10 protein-coding genes, 1 tRNA gene, 1 other RNA gene and 1 pseudogene are annotated in these 16,655 nt (G+C 64.6%); 1 reads left to right on the top strand and 12 read right to left on the bottom strand.

What is annotated here, in order from left to right:
• Nucleotides 1-268 precede the first annotated feature (268 nt).
• From CXY71_RS03475 to ffs, 12 genes and pseudogenes are all read right to left on the bottom strand, one after another.
• Nucleotides 269-577 carry a hypothetical protein gene (locus tag CXY71_RS03475; RefSeq protein ID WP_104134298.1) on the bottom strand — a complete coding sequence of 103 codons (309 nt, stop codon included), beginning with the start codon at nt 575-577 and terminating at the stop codon, nt 269-271.
• A gap of 426 nt (nt 578-1,003) precedes the next feature.
• Nucleotides 1,004-2,512, bottom strand: a pseudogene (locus CXY71_RS03470) (malate:quinone oxidoreductase); the annotation flags it as partial.
• A gap of 48 nt (nt 2,513-2,560) precedes the next feature.
• Nucleotides 2,561-3,259 carry a SpoIIE family protein phosphatase gene (locus CXY71_RS03465; protein WP_158252962.1) on the bottom strand — a complete coding sequence of 233 codons (699 nt, stop codon included), beginning with the start codon at nt 3,257-3,259 and terminating at the stop codon, nt 2,561-2,563.
• A gap of 76 nt (nt 3,260-3,335) precedes the next feature.
• Nucleotides 3,336-3,503, bottom strand: a complete 168-nt coding sequence (locus tag CXY71_RS20920) for a hypothetical protein (protein ID WP_158252961.1) — start codon at nt 3,501-3,503, stop codon at nt 3,336-3,338.
• A gap of 62 nt (nt 3,504-3,565) precedes the next feature.
• The gene (locus tag CXY71_RS03460; RefSeq protein WP_104134295.1) at nt 3,566-4,642 is read right to left on the bottom strand and encodes an aspartate-semialdehyde dehydrogenase; all 1,077 of its coding nucleotides are present in this window, start codon (nt 4,640-4,642) and stop codon (nt 3,566-3,568) included.
• Nucleotides 4,643-4,886: 244 nt separating this feature from the next.
• Nucleotides 4,887-6,164 (bottom strand): aspartate kinase, encoded by a 1,278-nt coding sequence (locus CXY71_RS03455; RefSeq protein ID WP_104134294.1) that lies wholly within the window; start codon nt 6,162-6,164, stop codon nt 4,887-4,889.
• A 300-nt stretch (nt 6,165-6,464) separates the two neighbouring features.
• Nucleotides 6,465-7,064, bottom strand: a complete 600-nt coding sequence (gene recR / locus CXY71_RS03450; RefSeq protein WP_104134293.1) for a recombination mediator RecR — start codon at nt 7,062-7,064, stop codon at nt 6,465-6,467.
• A gap of 3 nt (nt 7,065-7,067) precedes the next feature.
• Nucleotides 7,068-9,728: a DNA polymerase III subunit gamma and tau gene (locus tag CXY71_RS03445; RefSeq protein WP_104134292.1), complete on the bottom strand. Its 2,661-nt coding sequence runs from the start codon at nt 9,726-9,728 to the stop codon at nt 7,068-7,070.
• A 333-nt stretch (nt 9,729-10,061) separates the two neighbouring features.
• Complete coding sequence (locus CXY71_RS03440; RefSeq protein ID WP_104134291.1) at nt 10,062-11,267, bottom strand: acetate/propionate family kinase; 1,206 nt, start codon at nt 11,265-11,267, stop codon at nt 10,062-10,064.
• Nucleotides 11,264-13,480 carry a phosphate acetyltransferase gene (pta, locus tag CXY71_RS03435; protein WP_104134301.1) on the bottom strand — a complete coding sequence of 739 codons (2,217 nt, stop codon included), beginning with the start codon at nt 13,478-13,480 and terminating at the stop codon, nt 11,264-11,266. The genes CXY71_RS03440 and pta overlap by 4 nt, the downstream gene beginning before the upstream one ends.
• A 109-nt stretch (nt 13,481-13,589) precedes the next feature.
• The gene (locus tag CXY71_RS03430) at nt 13,590-16,040 is read right to left on the bottom strand and encodes a phosphoketolase (RefSeq protein ID WP_233204360.1); all 2,451 of its coding nucleotides are present in this window, start codon (nt 16,038-16,040) and stop codon (nt 13,590-13,592) included.
• A gap of 224 nt (nt 16,041-16,264) precedes the next feature.
• An RNA gene (gene ffs, locus CXY71_RS03425) (signal recognition particle sRNA small type) lies at nt 16,265-16,361 on the bottom strand.
• Nucleotides 16,362-16,469: 108 nt separating this feature from the next.
• Here ffs and CXY71_RS03420 point away from each other — a divergent pair.
• Nucleotides 16,470-16,554, top strand: a tRNA-Ser gene (locus CXY71_RS03420).
• Nucleotides 16,555-16,655 lie beyond the last annotated feature (101 nt).

Below are 16,655 nucleotides of genomic sequence, written 5' to 3'. Positions count from 1 at the left end.
CGCCATGCTGCGAGACGGCACCCTCTACGAAACTGAACACCAACTCGCTGCTTGACAAAAACATAGGGGCACCCCCCCGACACCCCGGCCGGCGCCTGGTCGCGGTGGCGAGCCGGGTGGTCTCCCCAGCGTCCGCGCCCATGATTTATCCCGGTGTCGGGCTCGATATCCGGCTGGCGCCCCGGTCGCCTGCCGGGCCGAGCGCCTGGTCGCCTGCCGAAGACCGGACGCTTGAATCAAACAGAGCGACCGCCTCGGCGACGGGGTGCTAGTCGGTGACGCCTGAACTCACGGGCTCGGTGGACCCAATTGTGGCGGGAAGCTCGGGCGCGCCCGACACCAGAAAGCTGGCTTGGGCGCGGTCGAACGAGGAGTAGAACCAGCGCGTGTTGAGCACGCCGAGCTTGGTGACTCCGTAGGCACCCTCGATGTGTTCGATGACTCCCATCAGGGCGGCCGGGTCGCCGTCCGGTAGTGCGGGATCTCGAACGAGCCATTCGGTGGGTGTGAGCTGGAGGATGCCGAGTTGCGATACGCGCAGATTCTCCGCATTCGAAACGCCATTGTTAGGGTTCACTTGCCGCCTCCGGGCCGCTTTTGGATTACTCAGAAGACCCCGGCCCGCTCACTCCTTCAAGGGGTTGACAGAGCACTCCTACCCAAATCACACCAAGCCCCAAGGCTTTAGCCGGGAACTGACCCGGTCAGACCACCTGTCGGTCGACTCACCGACCCGCCGACCCGCCGGGGGCTAAATCAGGAAATCCCGGCCGCTGGCCAGGCCAGAGGCACTAGATTCCGGGCCAACAGTTGACTACACCGGAGAATTTCCTGAATTAGCCACACACGCGACTCGGGCAGCACCGCCCCGACGCGCCTAACTCGTGCAAATCGTTCCGGGCACGACCGGGAACCCGCGGAAACACGCACAAGTTCACATTCGTACCCACAAATAGCAGGAGCTATGCGCGGCGTCGGCTACTTACCGACCGCCGGGACGCGCCTAGTTCGTGAGGTGCAGAACCTCAGCCGTCGCGGCGAGCGACGCTGTGGCAGCTGCGGGGTCGTCGGACAAGCGGGTGCCGTAGCTCGGAATCATCTGGCGGATGCGCGGCTTCCAGCCCTCAATGCGGTCCGGGAAGCAGCGCGCCAGCAGGTCCACCATGATCGGCGCGGCCGTCGAGGCTCCCGGCGAGGCACCGAGCAGCCCGGCGATCGAACCGTCGGATGAGGTGATGACTTCGGTGCCGAACTGCAGCACTCCGCCGAGCTTGGCGTCTTTCTTCATGACCTGCACGCGCTGGCCGGCCGTGATCAGTTCCCAGTCACCGGAGACGGCGGCGGGAATGAACTCGCGCAGCGCCTTCAGCTTGGTCGTGCGCGAGGCGAACACCTCGCCGATCAGGTATTTCATGAGGTCGAAGTTGTGCCGGGCTACGGCGAGCATCGGGCCGAGGTTGTGCGTGCGAATGGAGAACGGCAGGTCGAACCAAGTGCTGGTCTTTAGGAACTTCGGGCTGAACCCGGCGTATGGGCCGAACAATAGCGACATCTCGCCGTCGACCACGCGGGTGTCGAGGTGCGGCACCGACATGGGCGGGGCGCCCTTAGCCGCCTTACCGTAGACCTTGGCCTGGTGCTGGGCAACGAGCTTGGGGTTGGTCGTGCGCAAAAACTGCCCGCTGATCGGAAAGCCGCCGAACCCTTGAATTTCGGGGATTCCGCTCTGCTGTAGCAGCGCGAGCGCGCCACCGCCGGCGCCAACGAAGACGAACCGCGCGTTGATGTTGCTGCGGGTCTGCCCGACCTGACGCAGCAGCTTGAGGTTCCACGAGCCATCCGCTTTGTGCTTGAGGCCGACGACCTGCTCGTTCATGTGCATGCTGACCCCCTGCTTCGCGAGGTTGTCGAACATGAACCGGGTGAGGGCGCCGAAGTCGACGTCGGTGCCGCTCGCGATGCGCGTAGCGGCGATCTTCTGGCCGGCCGGACGCTTGCGGGTGAGCAGCGGGGTCCAGGTGCCGATCTTGGAGGCGTTGTCGCTGAACTCCATGCCGGCGAACAGCGGCTCAACCGCGAGCACGGCGTGACGCTTGCGCAGGTATTCGACGTTGGCCTTGCCGTGTACGAACGTCATGTGCGGAGTGGAGTTGATGAACTTGCTCGGCTCCGGCAAGGCACCAATAGAAACGAGATGCGCCCACAATTGCCGGCTGATCTGGAACTGCTCGTTGATCACAACGGCCTTGTCTGCGGTGACCGAACCATCCGCAGCCTGCGGCATATAGTTGAGTTCACACAACCCGGCATGCCCGGTGCCGGCGTTGTTCCACGGGTTCGAGCTCTCTTGGGCCAGTTCGCCGAGGCGCTCGTACACCTCGATGCGCCAGTTGGGCTGCAACTCCTTGAGGAGCGTTCCGAGGGTGGCGCTCATGATGCCGCCACCAATGAGGACAACGTCGACAGTTTCCTGAGAATTCACACTTTCGAGTGTATCGCTGCAAGCGGATGCTCCCGACCCGACCTCCGCTCCGTGCGGCTCACCACGATGACAATGACATCATCGGGTACCCACCGGGCCGGCCAGGCTCATAATGTGGTCGACAGCAGCCTGCACACTCACTGACGCCCGAACTATCTCTGCCACTTTGCCGAGCGCCCCGAGTGTGCCGTCGAACAGGTCAAGAACACCGTCGCTGACCGAGACGAGACTGTCGCCGTACCCCGACTGCACGGATTCTTCGATCCGTTCCTGTTCGACCTCAGCCCCAAGAGGGCGACCGCTGGTGGCCATGAGTCGACTGGAAGCGTCTGCCCGAACAAGCGACAGTGCACGTCCGGCATCGATGCAGTGCACGCCGGTGTCCATGTCGAGACTGGCATGAAACAGGCAGACAAAGCTGCTCGCTTCTTTCAGGTCTGGTTCGAGGGTCGTCACGGCCACCTTCACAACATCTTGAATATCGTCGAGCCGGGATCCAGCCCGCAATACCGCGCACCCGTCATAGCGATGACCGCCGCACCCGGTGCACAGCTCGCGCTGGGCGCGGTTGACGAAGTTCGATTTGGACTCGCGCTTGAACCCGACCACGCTGAAATCAACGGTGTTGAAGATGGCGTCGACGGTGCGCTCCTCGCGGCGGGATTCGAGCAGCGCAGCCTCTCGAACAGTTCCGATTGCTGGATGCGGAGCACGCGGACCGAGTGCGAATCTTCGGCGACACCCGGCACGGCCGACCGTTCGTTGAATTCGAGACAAGGTCGGGTTTTCGGGTATTACAGGCGCAGATCCTCGAAGAACCCACCTAATGGTTCGGGCTCGATCTGCTCGACATTTACATTGACGGCCATACAGTCGATGGCGAGTCGGGCCAGCCGAAGCTCAGCACGGTGATGGCCAGAGCGATGGCCAGAGCGATGAAGACAAGCGCCCGAATATCGGACACGCCGAAGGAGACGCACTGCAGCAACCCCAAAAAACTTTCTTCGGCCCACTCAGTCAATGCCCACGCTACTTACCCCCAAGGGGCCGAACTGGGGGTCTTGGTGCGGGTGATTGTGGGAGTCAGGCCTGGGGCACGAGGCGGTCGGCGGCGATAAGCTCGGCGATCTGCACGGCGTTCAGCGCTGCACCCTTGCGGAGGTTGTCGTTGCTGATGAAGAGGGCCAGGCCACGACCATCCGCTACGCCTTCGTCCTGACGGATTCGGCCGACGAAGCTCGCATCCTGCCCGGCTGCCTGCAACGGGGTGGGGATGTCGGTCAGTTCGACGCCGGGCGCGGTCTTGAGCAGTTCCTCGGCGCGGGCGACACTGATCGGCTTGGCGAACTCGACGTTGATCGAAAGCGAGTGGCCGGTGAAGACCGGCACGCGCACGCAGGTTCCGGAGACGAGCAACTCGGGCAGCCCGAGGATCTTGCGACTTTCGTTGCGCAGCTTCTTCTCTTCGTCAGTCTCGAACTGGCCGTCGTCGACGATGCTGCCGGCCAGGGGGATCACGTCGAACGCGATCGGGCGGGCGTAAATGGTGGGCGCGGGCAGGGTGACGGCGCTGCCGTCGTGCACGAGCTGGAACAGGTTCTCGTCTTGCGCGGCGACGCGTACCTGGCTGGCGAGCTCGAACGCTCCGGCGAGGCCACTGCCGGAGACCGCTTGGTAAGTGCTGACGATCAGGCGCTTGAGCCCGGCCTCGTCGTGCAGCACCTTGAGCACGGGCATGGCGGCCATGGTGGTGCAGTTCGGGTTGGCGATAATGCCCTTGACGGCGAGCTTGATGGCTTCGGGATTAACCTCGCTGACGACGAGGGGAACGTTCGGATCCATGCGCCAGCCAGAGGAGTTGTCAACGACGGTGACGCCGGCAGCGGCAAAGCGGGGGGCCTGCGCCTTGGAGAGGGTGGCGCCGGCCGAGAAGATGGCAACGTCGATTCCGGTCGGGTCGGCGACGGAGGCGTCTTCGACCGTGATCGGCTCGCCGCGAAAGGTGAGGATGGTACCGGCCGAGCGTGCCGACGCGAAAAAGCGAATGCTCTTGACAGGAAATTCGCGCTCCTCCAGCAGACGACGCACGACGGCACCGACCTGTCCGGTGGCTCCGACGACGCCGATGTTGATTGCAGAAGTGCTGGCTGAGGTGGTCACGTGTGTTTCCTAACGTCGTTGAGGCTGTCTTCCGTGGCTAATTCAGGAAAACCGGCGATCCTGCCGATATTTGCTGCCCAGAGCGGAGGCTGCGGGTCGATTTCCTGAATTAGCCACCGAAAGGTGGGGTGACGAGATGGTGCGGGTGGTGAGGCGGGGCATCCGTTCGCCGAGGTGTGAATCTTGGCCGGTTTCGGCCGGTAACGGGTGCGAAACTCACATCTCGAGGCGGCATGTGCCGGAGCTAACGGCCGGATCCGCCGTGCACGATGGCTTCGGCATCGCCATCGAGCCCGAACGCGGTGTGTACCACGCGGAGGGCTTCGTTGATGGTGTCGGCTCGGGTGACGACCGAGATGCGGATCTCGCTCGTTGAGATCATTTCGATGTTGATCCCGGCTTCGTAGAGCGCCTCGAACAGTTTCGCCGAGACACCCGTGTTGGTGCGCATGCCGCCGCCGACCAGGGCGAGTTTGGCGATCTGGTCGTCGTATTGCAGGCCGGCGAATCCGATGCGGTCGCGCTCATTGGTGAGGGCCGTGAGCACCTGCTGGCCCTCCGACTTGGGCAGGGTGAAGGAGATGTCGGTGAGTCCGGTCGACGCAGCAGACACGTTCTGTACGATCATGTCGACGTTGGCGTTGGTCTTGGCCACGATCTTGAAGATCAAGGCAGCCTTGCCGGGAATGTCGGGAACGCCGACGACAGTGACCTTCGCTTCGCTCAGATCGGCGGCGATCCCGGCGATGATGGGCTCTTCCACAATTTCTCCATTTTCTCGCGCGGTTGCAGCGTTGTACACGACGGTGCCGGTGTTGTTGTTGAAGGATGAGCGCACGTGCAGCGTGACGCCGTGGCGCCGGGCATATTCCACAGCGCGAATATACAGAACTTTGGCTCCAGCGGCTGCGAGTTCGAGCATCTCTTCACTCGTGACCCGCTCGAGCTTGCGAGCCTTGGGCACGACGCGCGGATCCGCGGTGAAGACGCCATCGACATCCGTGTAAATCTCGCAAATGGCGGCGCCGAGAGCCGCAGCCAGTGCGACGGCCGTGGTGTCGGATCCGCCGCGCCCGAGGGTGGTGATGTCTTTGGTGTCGCGATTGAAGCCCTGGAACCCGGCGACGATCGCGACGGCACCCTCATCGAGAGCATCACGGATGCGCCCGGGCGTAACGTCAACGATGCGGGCCGAGCCGTGGCTCGCGTCGGTGATCATGCCAGCCTGGCTGCCGGTGAAGGAGCGGGCGTCGTAGCCGAGGCTCTTGATTGCCATCGCGAGCAGCGCCATGGAGATGCGTTCGCCCGCAGTCAGCAACATGTCGAGCTCGCGCGGGGCGGGCAACGGCGTGACCTGGTGGGCGAGGTCGAGTAGCTCGTCGGTGCTGTCGCCCATCGCCGAGACGGCGACGACGACCTCGTTGCCGGCCTTGCGAGTGTCTACAATGCGCTTGGCGACCCGCTTGATACTTTCGGCATCGGCGACGGATGATCCGCCGAACTTCTGCACGATCAAGCTCATGTGACTCCTGAGATGGGGGGTTCGCAGGCCTGTCTGCGGGCTGCGTCCAAGTTCCCATTCTAAATGCTGGTGCTTGCGCGTGGGTGCCATGTGACACTGTGCGGCGGCGTTCGGCGGATGCGCGGGCGGGCGAGGCGGGGCAGCGCGGCGCGGAGCAGGTGCGGGGCAGGTGCGGAGCACGTGCGGTGCGGAGCACGTGCGGGGCGGAGCAGGTGCGGGGCAGGTGCGGAGCACGTGCGGTGCGGAGCACGTGCGGGGCGGAGCACGTGCGGGGCGGAGCAGGTGTGGAGCGGCGACTAACTAGTGCGTGACCTCGCGGCGACCTTCGAAGGCGCGGCCGAGAGTGACCTCGTCGGCGTATTCCAGGTCGCCGCCGACGGGCAGGCCAGAGGCGAGACGCGTTACCTTGATCTCGAGCGTCGTCAACAGACGCGAGAGGTAGGTGGCAGTCGCCTCCCCCTCCAGGTTTGGGTCGGTGGCAATAATGACCTCTTGCACGGTGTTGTCCGCGAGGCGTTGCATGAGTTGGCGAATGCGCAGATCGTCGGGGCCGACGCCATCGATCGGGCTGATGGCTCCGCCGAGCACGTGGTAGAGGCCCTTGAACTCGCGGGTGCGTTCGATCGCGACGACGTCCTTGGCCTCTTCGACCACGCAGATCGACGAGGGATTGCGGCGCGGGTCGCGGCAGATCAGGCAGGTCGGCTGCTCAGACACGTTGCCGCAGATGTCGCAGAACCGTACCTTGTCGCGCACCTCGAGCAGTACGTTCGCGAGCCGAGTCACGTCGAACTTCTCGGTTTGCAGAATGTGGAACGCGATACGCTGCGCCGACTTCGGTCCGATTCCGGGAAGCTGGCCGAGCTCGTCGATCAATTCCTGAACAATGCCTTCATACATGATCTAGTAGTCGTTTCTGGTTCGGGGTGCCGCGGTGTACGGCTGTTCTTCGATGAAGGTCGCGCCCAGGATCTCGCGCACCACGGCCTCGCCATAGCGCTGCTTCTCAGCGAAAGACGGCGCGCGGGACGGGTCTTTCGCAGCTCCGCGCTGGCCGGACGAGTTCGGGCGTTGGCGCTGTGCCGGCTGCTGAACGTTCGGCTGGCTCGAAGTCGGCTGGCTCGGCGTCGACTGGCCAGAAGTCTGCTGGCCAGAAGTCTGTTCGTAAGGGGAGTGCGCGTTCTGCTGCTCTTGACCGTTTGCGTGACTACTCTGCTGCGAAGCGGATGCCTCAGCGTGCGTCCCGTAATCTGGCACGCGTTCCTCGACGGGTGCGTCCACTTCGGGGGGAACGTCGTCGTCGAACGGCGGGGGTACGTCATCGAACGGGGGTTCGTCGTCGCGAGATCGCGATGCGAAAGCAGTCGCGGGCACGGAGCCGTCGGGTGACACTCCCCCGGGGGCCTCCGGGGTGCGAACGGACTGCGCTCGAACGGGCGACGGAGAATCGGGGGCTGCCTGGTCGTTCGCTGTAGATGCAACGGACATGCCGGGAGACACGGTATGCGTTGTGTCGTCTTCGACAATGGTTAGTACCGGACCGTTGGGCGAGCCGGGGATGGCGACGGTGGCCCATCCGCTGGTCGAGGCAGCCACGGACGAGGCTCCTGCCGTTGTGGCGGGGGCCGCGGTCGCCCGTACTGTAGCGGTGGCCCGTGACGAAGGCACAGACGCGGGAGACACCGACGTGGTCGGCGCGGTCGCAGACGCAGAGGGTGCTGACGCCGCCGCGGAAATTGCCGACGTCGGCGCGGGCAACGAGGCCGACACTACTGCGGGCAACGAGGCCGACGCTGTCGCGTCGGGTGTCGGCACGGTCGCGGCCGTCGAGGCGCGCGAATCAGAGTCGGCTCCAGCGAGTGGCGACGGGGTCGGATCACGCGTGAGTGCGGCTGGCGCAGGCTCCGCGGCGACGGCCGTCGAGCCGCCGGACGATGCACTCGGCGAGGATGTTTCGCGGCCGGAATCGACACGCGCGATGAACTTGACCTGAAGTCCGAGTACGGCGACGATCGCGGTGCGCAGAAAGTCGCTCGTTCCCATTCCGGGAACCTTCTGCTGCTTGAAACTGTCGACGTCGGCCTGGCTCGGGAACGACAGAGCGAGCACGTCACCGTTCAGGCTGAGCACGTGCGCGGTGTAGACGACCAGCCACGCGGTGGTCTTCTCGTTCTTGACGACTTCGACAATTTCGGGCCAGGCATCTTTGAGCTGCTGAAGCGTGACGGGAGCGCCGGGAACCGCCGCCGGTCGTACCGACACCGGCGCTACAACAGGCCCAGCAGTCGAAACAGGCCCAGCAGTCGAAACGGGCACAGCAGTAGCAGCGGGCACAGCAGCTGCAACGGGGGCGACGATTGCAGTAATAGGCGCCACCGCAGCGACCGCTCCGACTCCGTCGACTCCGATGCGACGCTCGAGCCGCTCGACTCGGGCGAGCGCGCCGCGCGTCGTGTCATCGGTCGCGGGAATCAGGGCGCGTGCGATCATGAGTTCGAGGTGCAGGCGCGGCGAGGTGGCCCCGCTCATTTCGGTGAGCGCGGCGTTGAGAATGTCGGCGGTGCGCGAGAGTTCGGCCGGTCCGAAAGCGGATGCCTGCACGCTCATGCGCTCCAGCTCGTCCTGCGGTACCCCGCGCAGCACCGCTGCAGCTCCCGCGACGCTCGTGGCCGCGACGATGATGAGGTCTCGCATCCGTTCCAGGAGGTCTTCAACAAACCGGCGCGGATCTTGCCCGGTTTGAATGACCCGGTCGACGGCGTCGAACGCGGCAGCGGAATCGCGAGCTCCGATGGCGTCGACGGCTTCGTCGAGCAGCGAGGCGCTCGTGTATCCGAGCAGGGCGACAGCGCGTTCGTACTCGATGGACTGCCCGTCGGCCCCGGCCATGAGCTGGTCGAGCAGCGACAGGGTGTCGCGCGGCGAACCTCCGCCGGCACGCACGACGAGCGGCAGCACGCCGGGAGCGACGACCATCTTCTCGACGTCACACATCTGCTGCACGTATTCGAGCATCGGACCCGGCGGCACCAGCCGGAACGGATAGTGATGGGTACGCGAACGGATGGTGCCGATCACCTTTTCGGGTTCGGTCGTCGCGAAGATGAACTTCACGTGTTCCGGCGGCTCTTCGACGATCTTGAGCAGTGCATTGAAGCCCTGCGGCGTCACCATGTGCGCCTCGTCGAGGATGAAGATCTTGTAGCGGTCGCGAGCGGGCGCGAAGATGGCGCGCTCGCGAATGTCGCGGGCATCGTCGACACCGTTGTGGCTCGCCGCGTCGATTTCAACGACGTCGAGCGACCCCCCGCCGTCGCGGGCGAGCTCGACGCAGCTCGGGCAGACGCCGCACGGAGTGTCGGTGGGGCCCTCGGCACAGTTCAGGCAGCGGGCCAGGATGCGCGCGCTCGTGGTCTTGCCACAGCCGCGCGGGCCACTGAACAGATAGGCGTGATTCACCCGATTGGTGCGAAGCGCCGTCATCAGCGGATCAGTCACTTGGGACTGGCCGATCATCTCGGCAAAGGTCTCTGGCCGGTAGCGGCGATACAGGGCGGTAACCACGCTCTAATGGTACTTGCCCGCACCGACACTCGCCCGCCCGCAGGCGTGCGCCTGAATGTCAAGACCCCCGCACCCACGAATGACGTGCGCGGCCGGGCGTGCTTGAGTGCGAAGATCGCGCGCGCTTAGGCCCAGTTCAGCGTCAAATCGGCCTGAGCGCAGTGACATTTCTCTGCTTTCTGCTGATCGTGACCTGGCTCATAAACAACTTGATGCAGACGGTCATACCTGCACGGCTCTGAGCGTGCTCGTGTCGCTCAGTCTGCTGCCGTACACGGCACCGAGCGCACGCCGAGGCCGGCGTGGGCGCCGCTAGCTCGCGGCAGCCGCGAGCTAGCGCACCGTAGCCAGGGTCTGGCGGGCTATTTCCATTTCTTCGTTGGTGGGGATGACGAGAACGGTGACCGCAGAATCGTCGGCCGAGATACGCCGCGCACCTCGATCCGCAGCGGCGTTGCGCTCCGGATCGATCCGGATTCCGAACGCCTCGAGTTCACCGACCGCGCGAGCACGCACCATGGGGTCGTTCTCGCCAACTCCCGCCGTGAACGTGACCACGTCGACCCGACCCAGCTGGGCGAAGTAGGCACCCACGTAGTGCTTGAGCCGATGCACATAGACGTCAATGGCGAGCTGGGACGGACCATCACCGGACTCCGCCGCCACGATCACGTCGCGCATGTCGCCGCGACCGGTGAGGCCGATCAGCCCGCTTCCGCGGTTCAGCAGGGTGTCGAGCTCGTCCATGTCGAGACCGGCTCGACGGTGCAGGTGAAACAGCACGCCCGGGTCGATGTCGCCCGAACGGGTGCCCATGACGAGACCCTCGAGCGGGGTCATGCCCATGCTCGTCTCCACCGATCGGCCGCCGCGCACCGCACACACCGATGCGCCGTTGCCGAGGTGCAGCACAATCTGGTTCAGGTCAGCCAGCGGACGCTCGACGAATTCCGCGGCGGCACGCGAGACGAAGCTGTGGCTCGTACCGTGAAACCCGTAGCGACGAATGCGGAACCGCTCGGCCAGGTCCACGTTGATCGCGTAGGTGAACGCCTCTGGCGGAAGGGTCTGGTGAAAGGCTGTGTCGAAGATGGCCACGTGCGACACCGAAGGAAAGGCGATCTCAGCGGCCACGATGCCCTGCAGCGCGCCCGGGTTGTGCAGCGGCGCGAGCCCGGAGAGCTCGTCGATGTCGCGTTCAACCTGCGGTGTCACGAGTGTCGGCTCGTGAAAACGAGCCCCGCCGTGCACGACCCGGTGGCCGACCGCGACCGGCGCATGGGTGCTGAGCGAGGGGCCGTGCGAGTGAAAGGCCTCGAGCATGACAGCGAAGCCCGCCGTGTGGTCGGGAATGGGCAGTTCCTGCCAGGTCTTGGCGCCGTCGGCGTCGTCTATGCCGGTTACCGAATGAGACGAGTGCCCCATGAGCTCGCCGATACGTTCGACCAAACCGCTCGCGAGGGTGGTCTCGGTGTCCATCTCGATCAGCTGATATTTGAAGGAGCTCGACCCCGAGTTAACGACCAGAACAGCGGTCATCGGATGGCTCCGGCCGGCGTCGCATCCACTACGGCCGCCAGGGCGGCGGCATCCGTCAGTCCGGCCGCCTGGATGGCGGTAATCGCCACAGTGTTCACGATGTCCTGCACGAGGGCTCCGCGCGACAGGTCGTTTATCGCCTTGCGCAGACCCTGCAGCACCGGTCCGATCGCGACGGCTCCCGCGCTGCGCTGTACCGCCTTGTAGGTGTTATTGCCGGTGTTGAGATCGGGAAAGATGAACACCGTGGCGCGGCCAGCCACGTTGGAACCGGGTATCTTGGTGGCCGCGACCGCGGCATCCGCTGCTGCATCGTATTGAATCGGACCCTCGACCAGCAGGTCGGGCTGGCGCTCACGCACGAGGGCGGTGGCGGTGCGCACCTTTTGGACGTCGGCGCCCTCGCCAGAGGTTCCGGTGGAGTATGACAGCATGGCGATGCGCGGCTCGATGCCGAACTGCACGGCCGTCACCGCGGCCGAAATGGCAATGTCGGCGAGCTGCTCGGCTGTCGGTACCGGAATAACAGCGCAGTCGCCGTAGACCAACACGCGGTCGGCGAGCGCCATCAGGAACACGCTTGACACCACTCCAACACCGGCTTGAGTCTTGATGATCTCGAAGCTTGGACGAATGGTGTGCGCGGTCGTGTGCGTTGCACCGGAAACCATACCGTCGGCGAGGCCCAGCTGCACCATCATTGTGCCGAAATAGCTCACATCGGTGACGGTTTCATTGGCTTGGTCGAGCGTGATTCCCTTATGTGCTCGCAACTGCATATATTCGTGGGCGAACTTGATTCGCAGCAGATCGTCGTACGGGCTCACGACGTGGGCTTTGGAAATGTCGAGGCCGAGGCCGATCGCGCGCGAACGCACCTCGAATTCCTCGCCGAGAATGGTCAGCTCGACGACATCGCGGGCCAGCAGGGTGGCGGCGGCGCGCAGCACACGGTCATCCTCACCCTCGGGCAGCACGATGTGCTGGCGGTTCTGGCGCGCGCGCTCGAGCAGGGCGTACTCGAACATGAGCGGCGTGACGACCTCGGCCCGGCTCACATCGAGCCGGTCGAGCAAAGCGGATGCGTCGACGTGAGTCTCGAACAACGCCAGTGCGGTGTCATGCTTACGCTGCGAGTCGGCCGCGAGACGTCCGCGAGCGCGCGTGATGCGCATGGTCGTGTCGTAGGAGCCGAGTGATGTTCTGATGATCGGCAGCGAGGGAGCGAGACCCTCCACCAACTGTTGGATCGCCTCGGGCAGCTCGAAGCCGCCATTGAGCACGATGCCGGCGATCGACGGGAAGGTTGCGGAGGCGTTGGCCAGCAGCACGGCGAGCAGTACGTCTTCCCGGTCGCCCGGCACGACGACGACGGCGCCCTGAATCAGGCGCGGCAGCACGTTGACCATCGACATCGCGGCCACGACGACGCCGAGCGCCTCGCGAGCCAGCAGGGCAGGGTCGCCCTTGATCAGGGTTCCCTCGGTGGCCTCCATGATGCTCTGCATGCTCGGCGCGACAAGGTATGGGTCTTCGGGAATAGCCCAGATCGGCACGCCGAAAGCTCCGCCGGACCGCGCCGGCTGGGCATTGGTGGTGACCCGCACCGCGTCAATGATGGCCGGCAGCGCATTCTCGTCGGCCCGATTGATGATGATCGCCAAAACGGATGCGTGTTCGTCGCGCAATTCCGCCAGCGCCACGTCGGTCTGCTGGGCGATGTCCGTGCAGGAGCGGGCGTCGCTCTGACCAAGACGTTCGCCCTCGCCCGGGCCGATTCGGCCACCGAGCACGAGCAGCACGGGAGCGCCGAGGTTTGCCGCGATGCGCGCGTTGAAGGCGAGTTCGGTGGGGCTGCCGACGTCGGTGTAATCGCTGCCGATGACGACGACGGTGTCACAGTTGGCCTCGATTGCTTTGTACCGCGCAACGATGCGGGCCAGTGCGGCGTCTGGATCGGTGTTGACGTCGTCGTAACTGACACCGATGCTCTGCTCGTAGGTTTGTCCGGCGGCGGCGCCGGGGCCGGCGTTCGCATGCAGGTGTCGAAGAAGAAGCTCGACGACATAGTCGGGCTCGGTTGCGGTGCGGGCGACCGGGCGGAACACACCGACCCGCTCCACGAGATGGGTGAGCGTGTCGAGAACGCCGAGCGCGATCGTCGACTTGCCGGTATTGCCTTCTGCGCTGGTGATATAGATGCTTCGAGCCACGGTGTCCATTCAAGCTTATTCAAATTGGGAGTGCGCCGGCGAGATCATAGAGGTAAGTCGTGATCCACGCTATACCGAGTTTGGGTTGGTCGATGGCGGTCGTGTTGGGTTAGACATTGTCACTACCGGTCGAGGTGGCGCGGGGGGCGGCATCCGCTCGGGAAGACCAAGACCAGTCGGTGATGGCGGGCAGGTCTTCGCCGTGGTCTCGGGTATATTGGCGCGCGGTCAGGCGGGCGTCTTGCATCCGCTGTCGGAGGAGGCCGGCACGCGCGGCGAGACCGGGGGTGCGGTCAATGACGTCCATGACGAGGTGATAACGGTCGAGGTCGTTGAGCATGACCATGTCGAACGGAGTCGTCGTGGTGCCGATCTCCTTGTAGCCGCGGGCGTGCAGGTTGTCGTGGCCGTGGCGCTTGTAGGTGAGCCGATGGATCAGCCACGGATACCCGTGATAGGCGAAAATGATCGGCTTGTCGGGTGTGAAAACGGCGTCGAAGGCGCTGTCGCTCAGGCCGTGCGGGTGGTCATCCGCCGACTGCAGCCGCATCAGGTCGACGACGTTCACGACCCGCACGCAGAGATCTGGCAGGTTCTCACGCAGAATCTTGGCGGCGGCGAGCACCTCGAGCGTCGGCACATCACCGGCGGCGGCGAGCACGACATCGGGCTCCTGACCGGCGATTTCGGTTCCGGCCCAGTCAAAGATTCCGAGGCCCCGGGTGCAGTGTGCAACGGCCTCCTCCATGGTGAGTAGGTTCGGCGCCGGCTGCTTGCCGGCCACGACGACGTTGACATAGTTGACGCTGCGCAAGCAGTGGTCGTAGGTGGAGAGCAGCGTGTTCGTGTCGAAGGGCAGGTAAACCCGCACGACGTCGGCGCTCTTGTTGACGACGTGGTCGATGAATCCGGGATCCTGGTGGCTGAACCCGTTGTGATCCTGCCGCCAGACGTGCGAGCTCAGCAGGTAGTTCAGGCTCGCGATCGGCGCCCGCCACGGGATCTCGGCGGTCACTTTGAGCCACTTGGCGTGCTGGTTGAACATCGAATCGACGATGTGAATGAACGCCTCGTAGCAGTTGAACAGCCCGTGCCGCCCGGTCAACAAGTAGCCCTCAAGCCAGCCCTGGCACTGGTGTTCGCTCAGCATCTCCATGACGCGGCCGGCCCGGGCGAGATTGGTGTCGCAGGGCCGAAGCTCGGCGTTCCACTGCTTGTCCGTCGCCTCGTAGACCGCCGGAGCTAGCCGGTTCGAGGCGGTTTCATCCGGCCCGAAGATGCGAAAGTTGTCCGGGTTTAAGCGGATGACCTCAGCCAGGTAGCCGCCCAGCACGCGCGTCGCCTCATTGAGCGTTGCGCCCGGCTCCGGCACGTCCACGGCGAAATCGCGAAAGTCGGGCAGGCGCAGATCCTTGCGGAGGAGTCCGCCGTTGGCGACCGGGTTGGCGCTCATGCGCAGGTCGCCTTGAGGGGCCAGGGCGCGAATCTGTTCCACGGGAGCACCGTTTTGGTCAAACAGTTCTGCGGGACGGTAGGACAGCATCCACTCTTCGAGCAGGGCCGTGTGCGCCGGGGTGTCGCGGGCGTTGGCCAGTGGAACCTGGTGCGCGCGCCAGGTGTTTTCGACCTGCACGCCATCGATGACGGCGGGGCAAGTCCAGCCCTTGGGGGTGCGGAGGATGATCATGGGCCAGCGCGGACGGGCGAAATCCTCGTTGTTTTGGTCGGCCTGAGCAGCTGCTGCCTTGATCTCGGCGATCTGGTTGAGCACCAGGTCGAGGGTCGCGGCCATGCGCGCGTGCACGAGCATCGGGTCTTCGCCGTCAAAGCCACCGGAGACGATGTAAGGAGTGTGACCGTAGCCGCGCATGAGGTCGAGAAGCTCGTCCTCGGGAATGCGGGCGAGCACGGTGGGGTTGGCGATCTTGTAACCGTTGAGGTGCAAAATAGGCAGCACGACGCCGTCCTGCAGCGGATCGAGGAACTTGTTGGAGTGCCAGCTGGTGGCGAGCGGGCCAGTTTCAGCCTCGCCGTCGCCGACCACCGCCGCCACGAGCAGGTTGGGGTTGTCGAACGCGGCCCCGTAGGCGTGGCTGAGGGCGTAGCCGAGTTCACCGCCTTCGTGGATGGACCCGGGCAGCTCGGGCGAGGCGTGGCTGGGGATTCCGCCGGGAAAGGAGAACTGGCGAAACAGCTTCTGCACACCGGTGGCGTTCTGCTCGATGTCGGCGTAGACCTCGGTGTAGGTGCCGTCAAGATAGGCGTTGGCGACCATTCCGGGGCCACCGTGACCGGGGCCGGTGATGTAGATGGTGCTCTGGCTGCGCTCCTGGATGGCGCGGTTCAGGTGCGCGTAGAGAAAGTTGAGGCCGGGCGTTGTGCCCCAATGGCCAAGCAGGCGCGGCTTGACATGCTCGAGGGTGAGCGGCTCGGTGAGCAGGGCGTCGTCGAGCAGGTAGATCTGGCCGACGGTGAGGTAGTTCGCGGCCCGCCACCAGGCGTCGATACTGCTCAGCGCCTCAGCGCTGAGCGGTGCAGGCGCGCGCGAGGGCCAGGTCATGGTGCCGGATTCGTTGATCATCGGTCCTCCGCATCGTGGCACGGCGACATAGCCGCGCTACTTCAATCCTATGGAGCCATAAAGGCAAAGCTCAGTGCCAAAGGTCCCGCTTTTTGCATGATCGGCCCAATGGGGGCCAAGAATTCATACGATCTGCGCGCGAAAGAGGTTGCCACGCAGGTACCGAAGCAACCGTTTACCCGCTTTCGCGGCCGTGTGGGCATAGAAAAGACTCCTCGCGCACCCGCCAGAGCCCGGTTACCCTTGCTACGTTTCCGTCCTGGGGGAATTGGCCGAGATGGCGCCACGCGAGGAGCCGACCCTCAGTTTAGGGCACGCGACGAGACTGCACCAACCGAAGGTGGCGGCAGCATCTGCTGGGAACAGGTAAGATTCTGTGGTGCCGTTGCTTTATTGAAACGGCGGCCAGGAGAATTCGCCTAGTGGCCTATGGCGCACGCTTGGAAAGCGTGTTGGGTGAAAGCCCTCGGGGGTTCGAATCCCCCATTCTCCGCAAGTACCAACGCAGCGTGTCGGGTGACGCACGACACCCATTCGCGGGGTTCGAATCCCCCATTCTCCGCAAGTACCAACGCAGCGTGTCGGGTGACGCAC

This window comes from Cryobacterium sp. Y62, assembly GCF_002929785.1.
Taxonomy (GTDB): Bacteria; Actinomycetota; Actinomycetes; order Actinomycetales; family Microbacteriaceae; genus Cryobacterium.
The sequence above is the reverse complement of the archived record's forward strand: the minus strand, read 5'-3'. Positions and strand labels throughout refer to the sequence as shown.

Bases quoted from the DNA above. Each gene is read 5' to 3' on its own strand.
- CXY71_RS03440 (WP_104134291.1), bottom strand. From the start codon at position 11,267: ATGACCGCTGTTCTGGTCGTTAACTCGGGGTCGAGCTCCTTCAAATAT.
- CXY71_RS03455 (WP_104134294.1), bottom strand. From the start codon at position 6,164: ATGAGCTTGATCGTGCAGAAGTTCGGCGGATCATCCGTCGCCGATGCC.
- recR (WP_104134293.1), bottom strand. From the start codon at position 7,064: ATGTATGAAGGCATTGTTCAGGAATTGATCGACGAGCTCGGCCAGCTT.
- CXY71_RS03430 (WP_233204360.1), bottom strand. From the start codon at position 16,040: ATGACCTGGCCCTCGCGCGCGCCTGCACCGCTCAGCGCTGAGGCGCTG.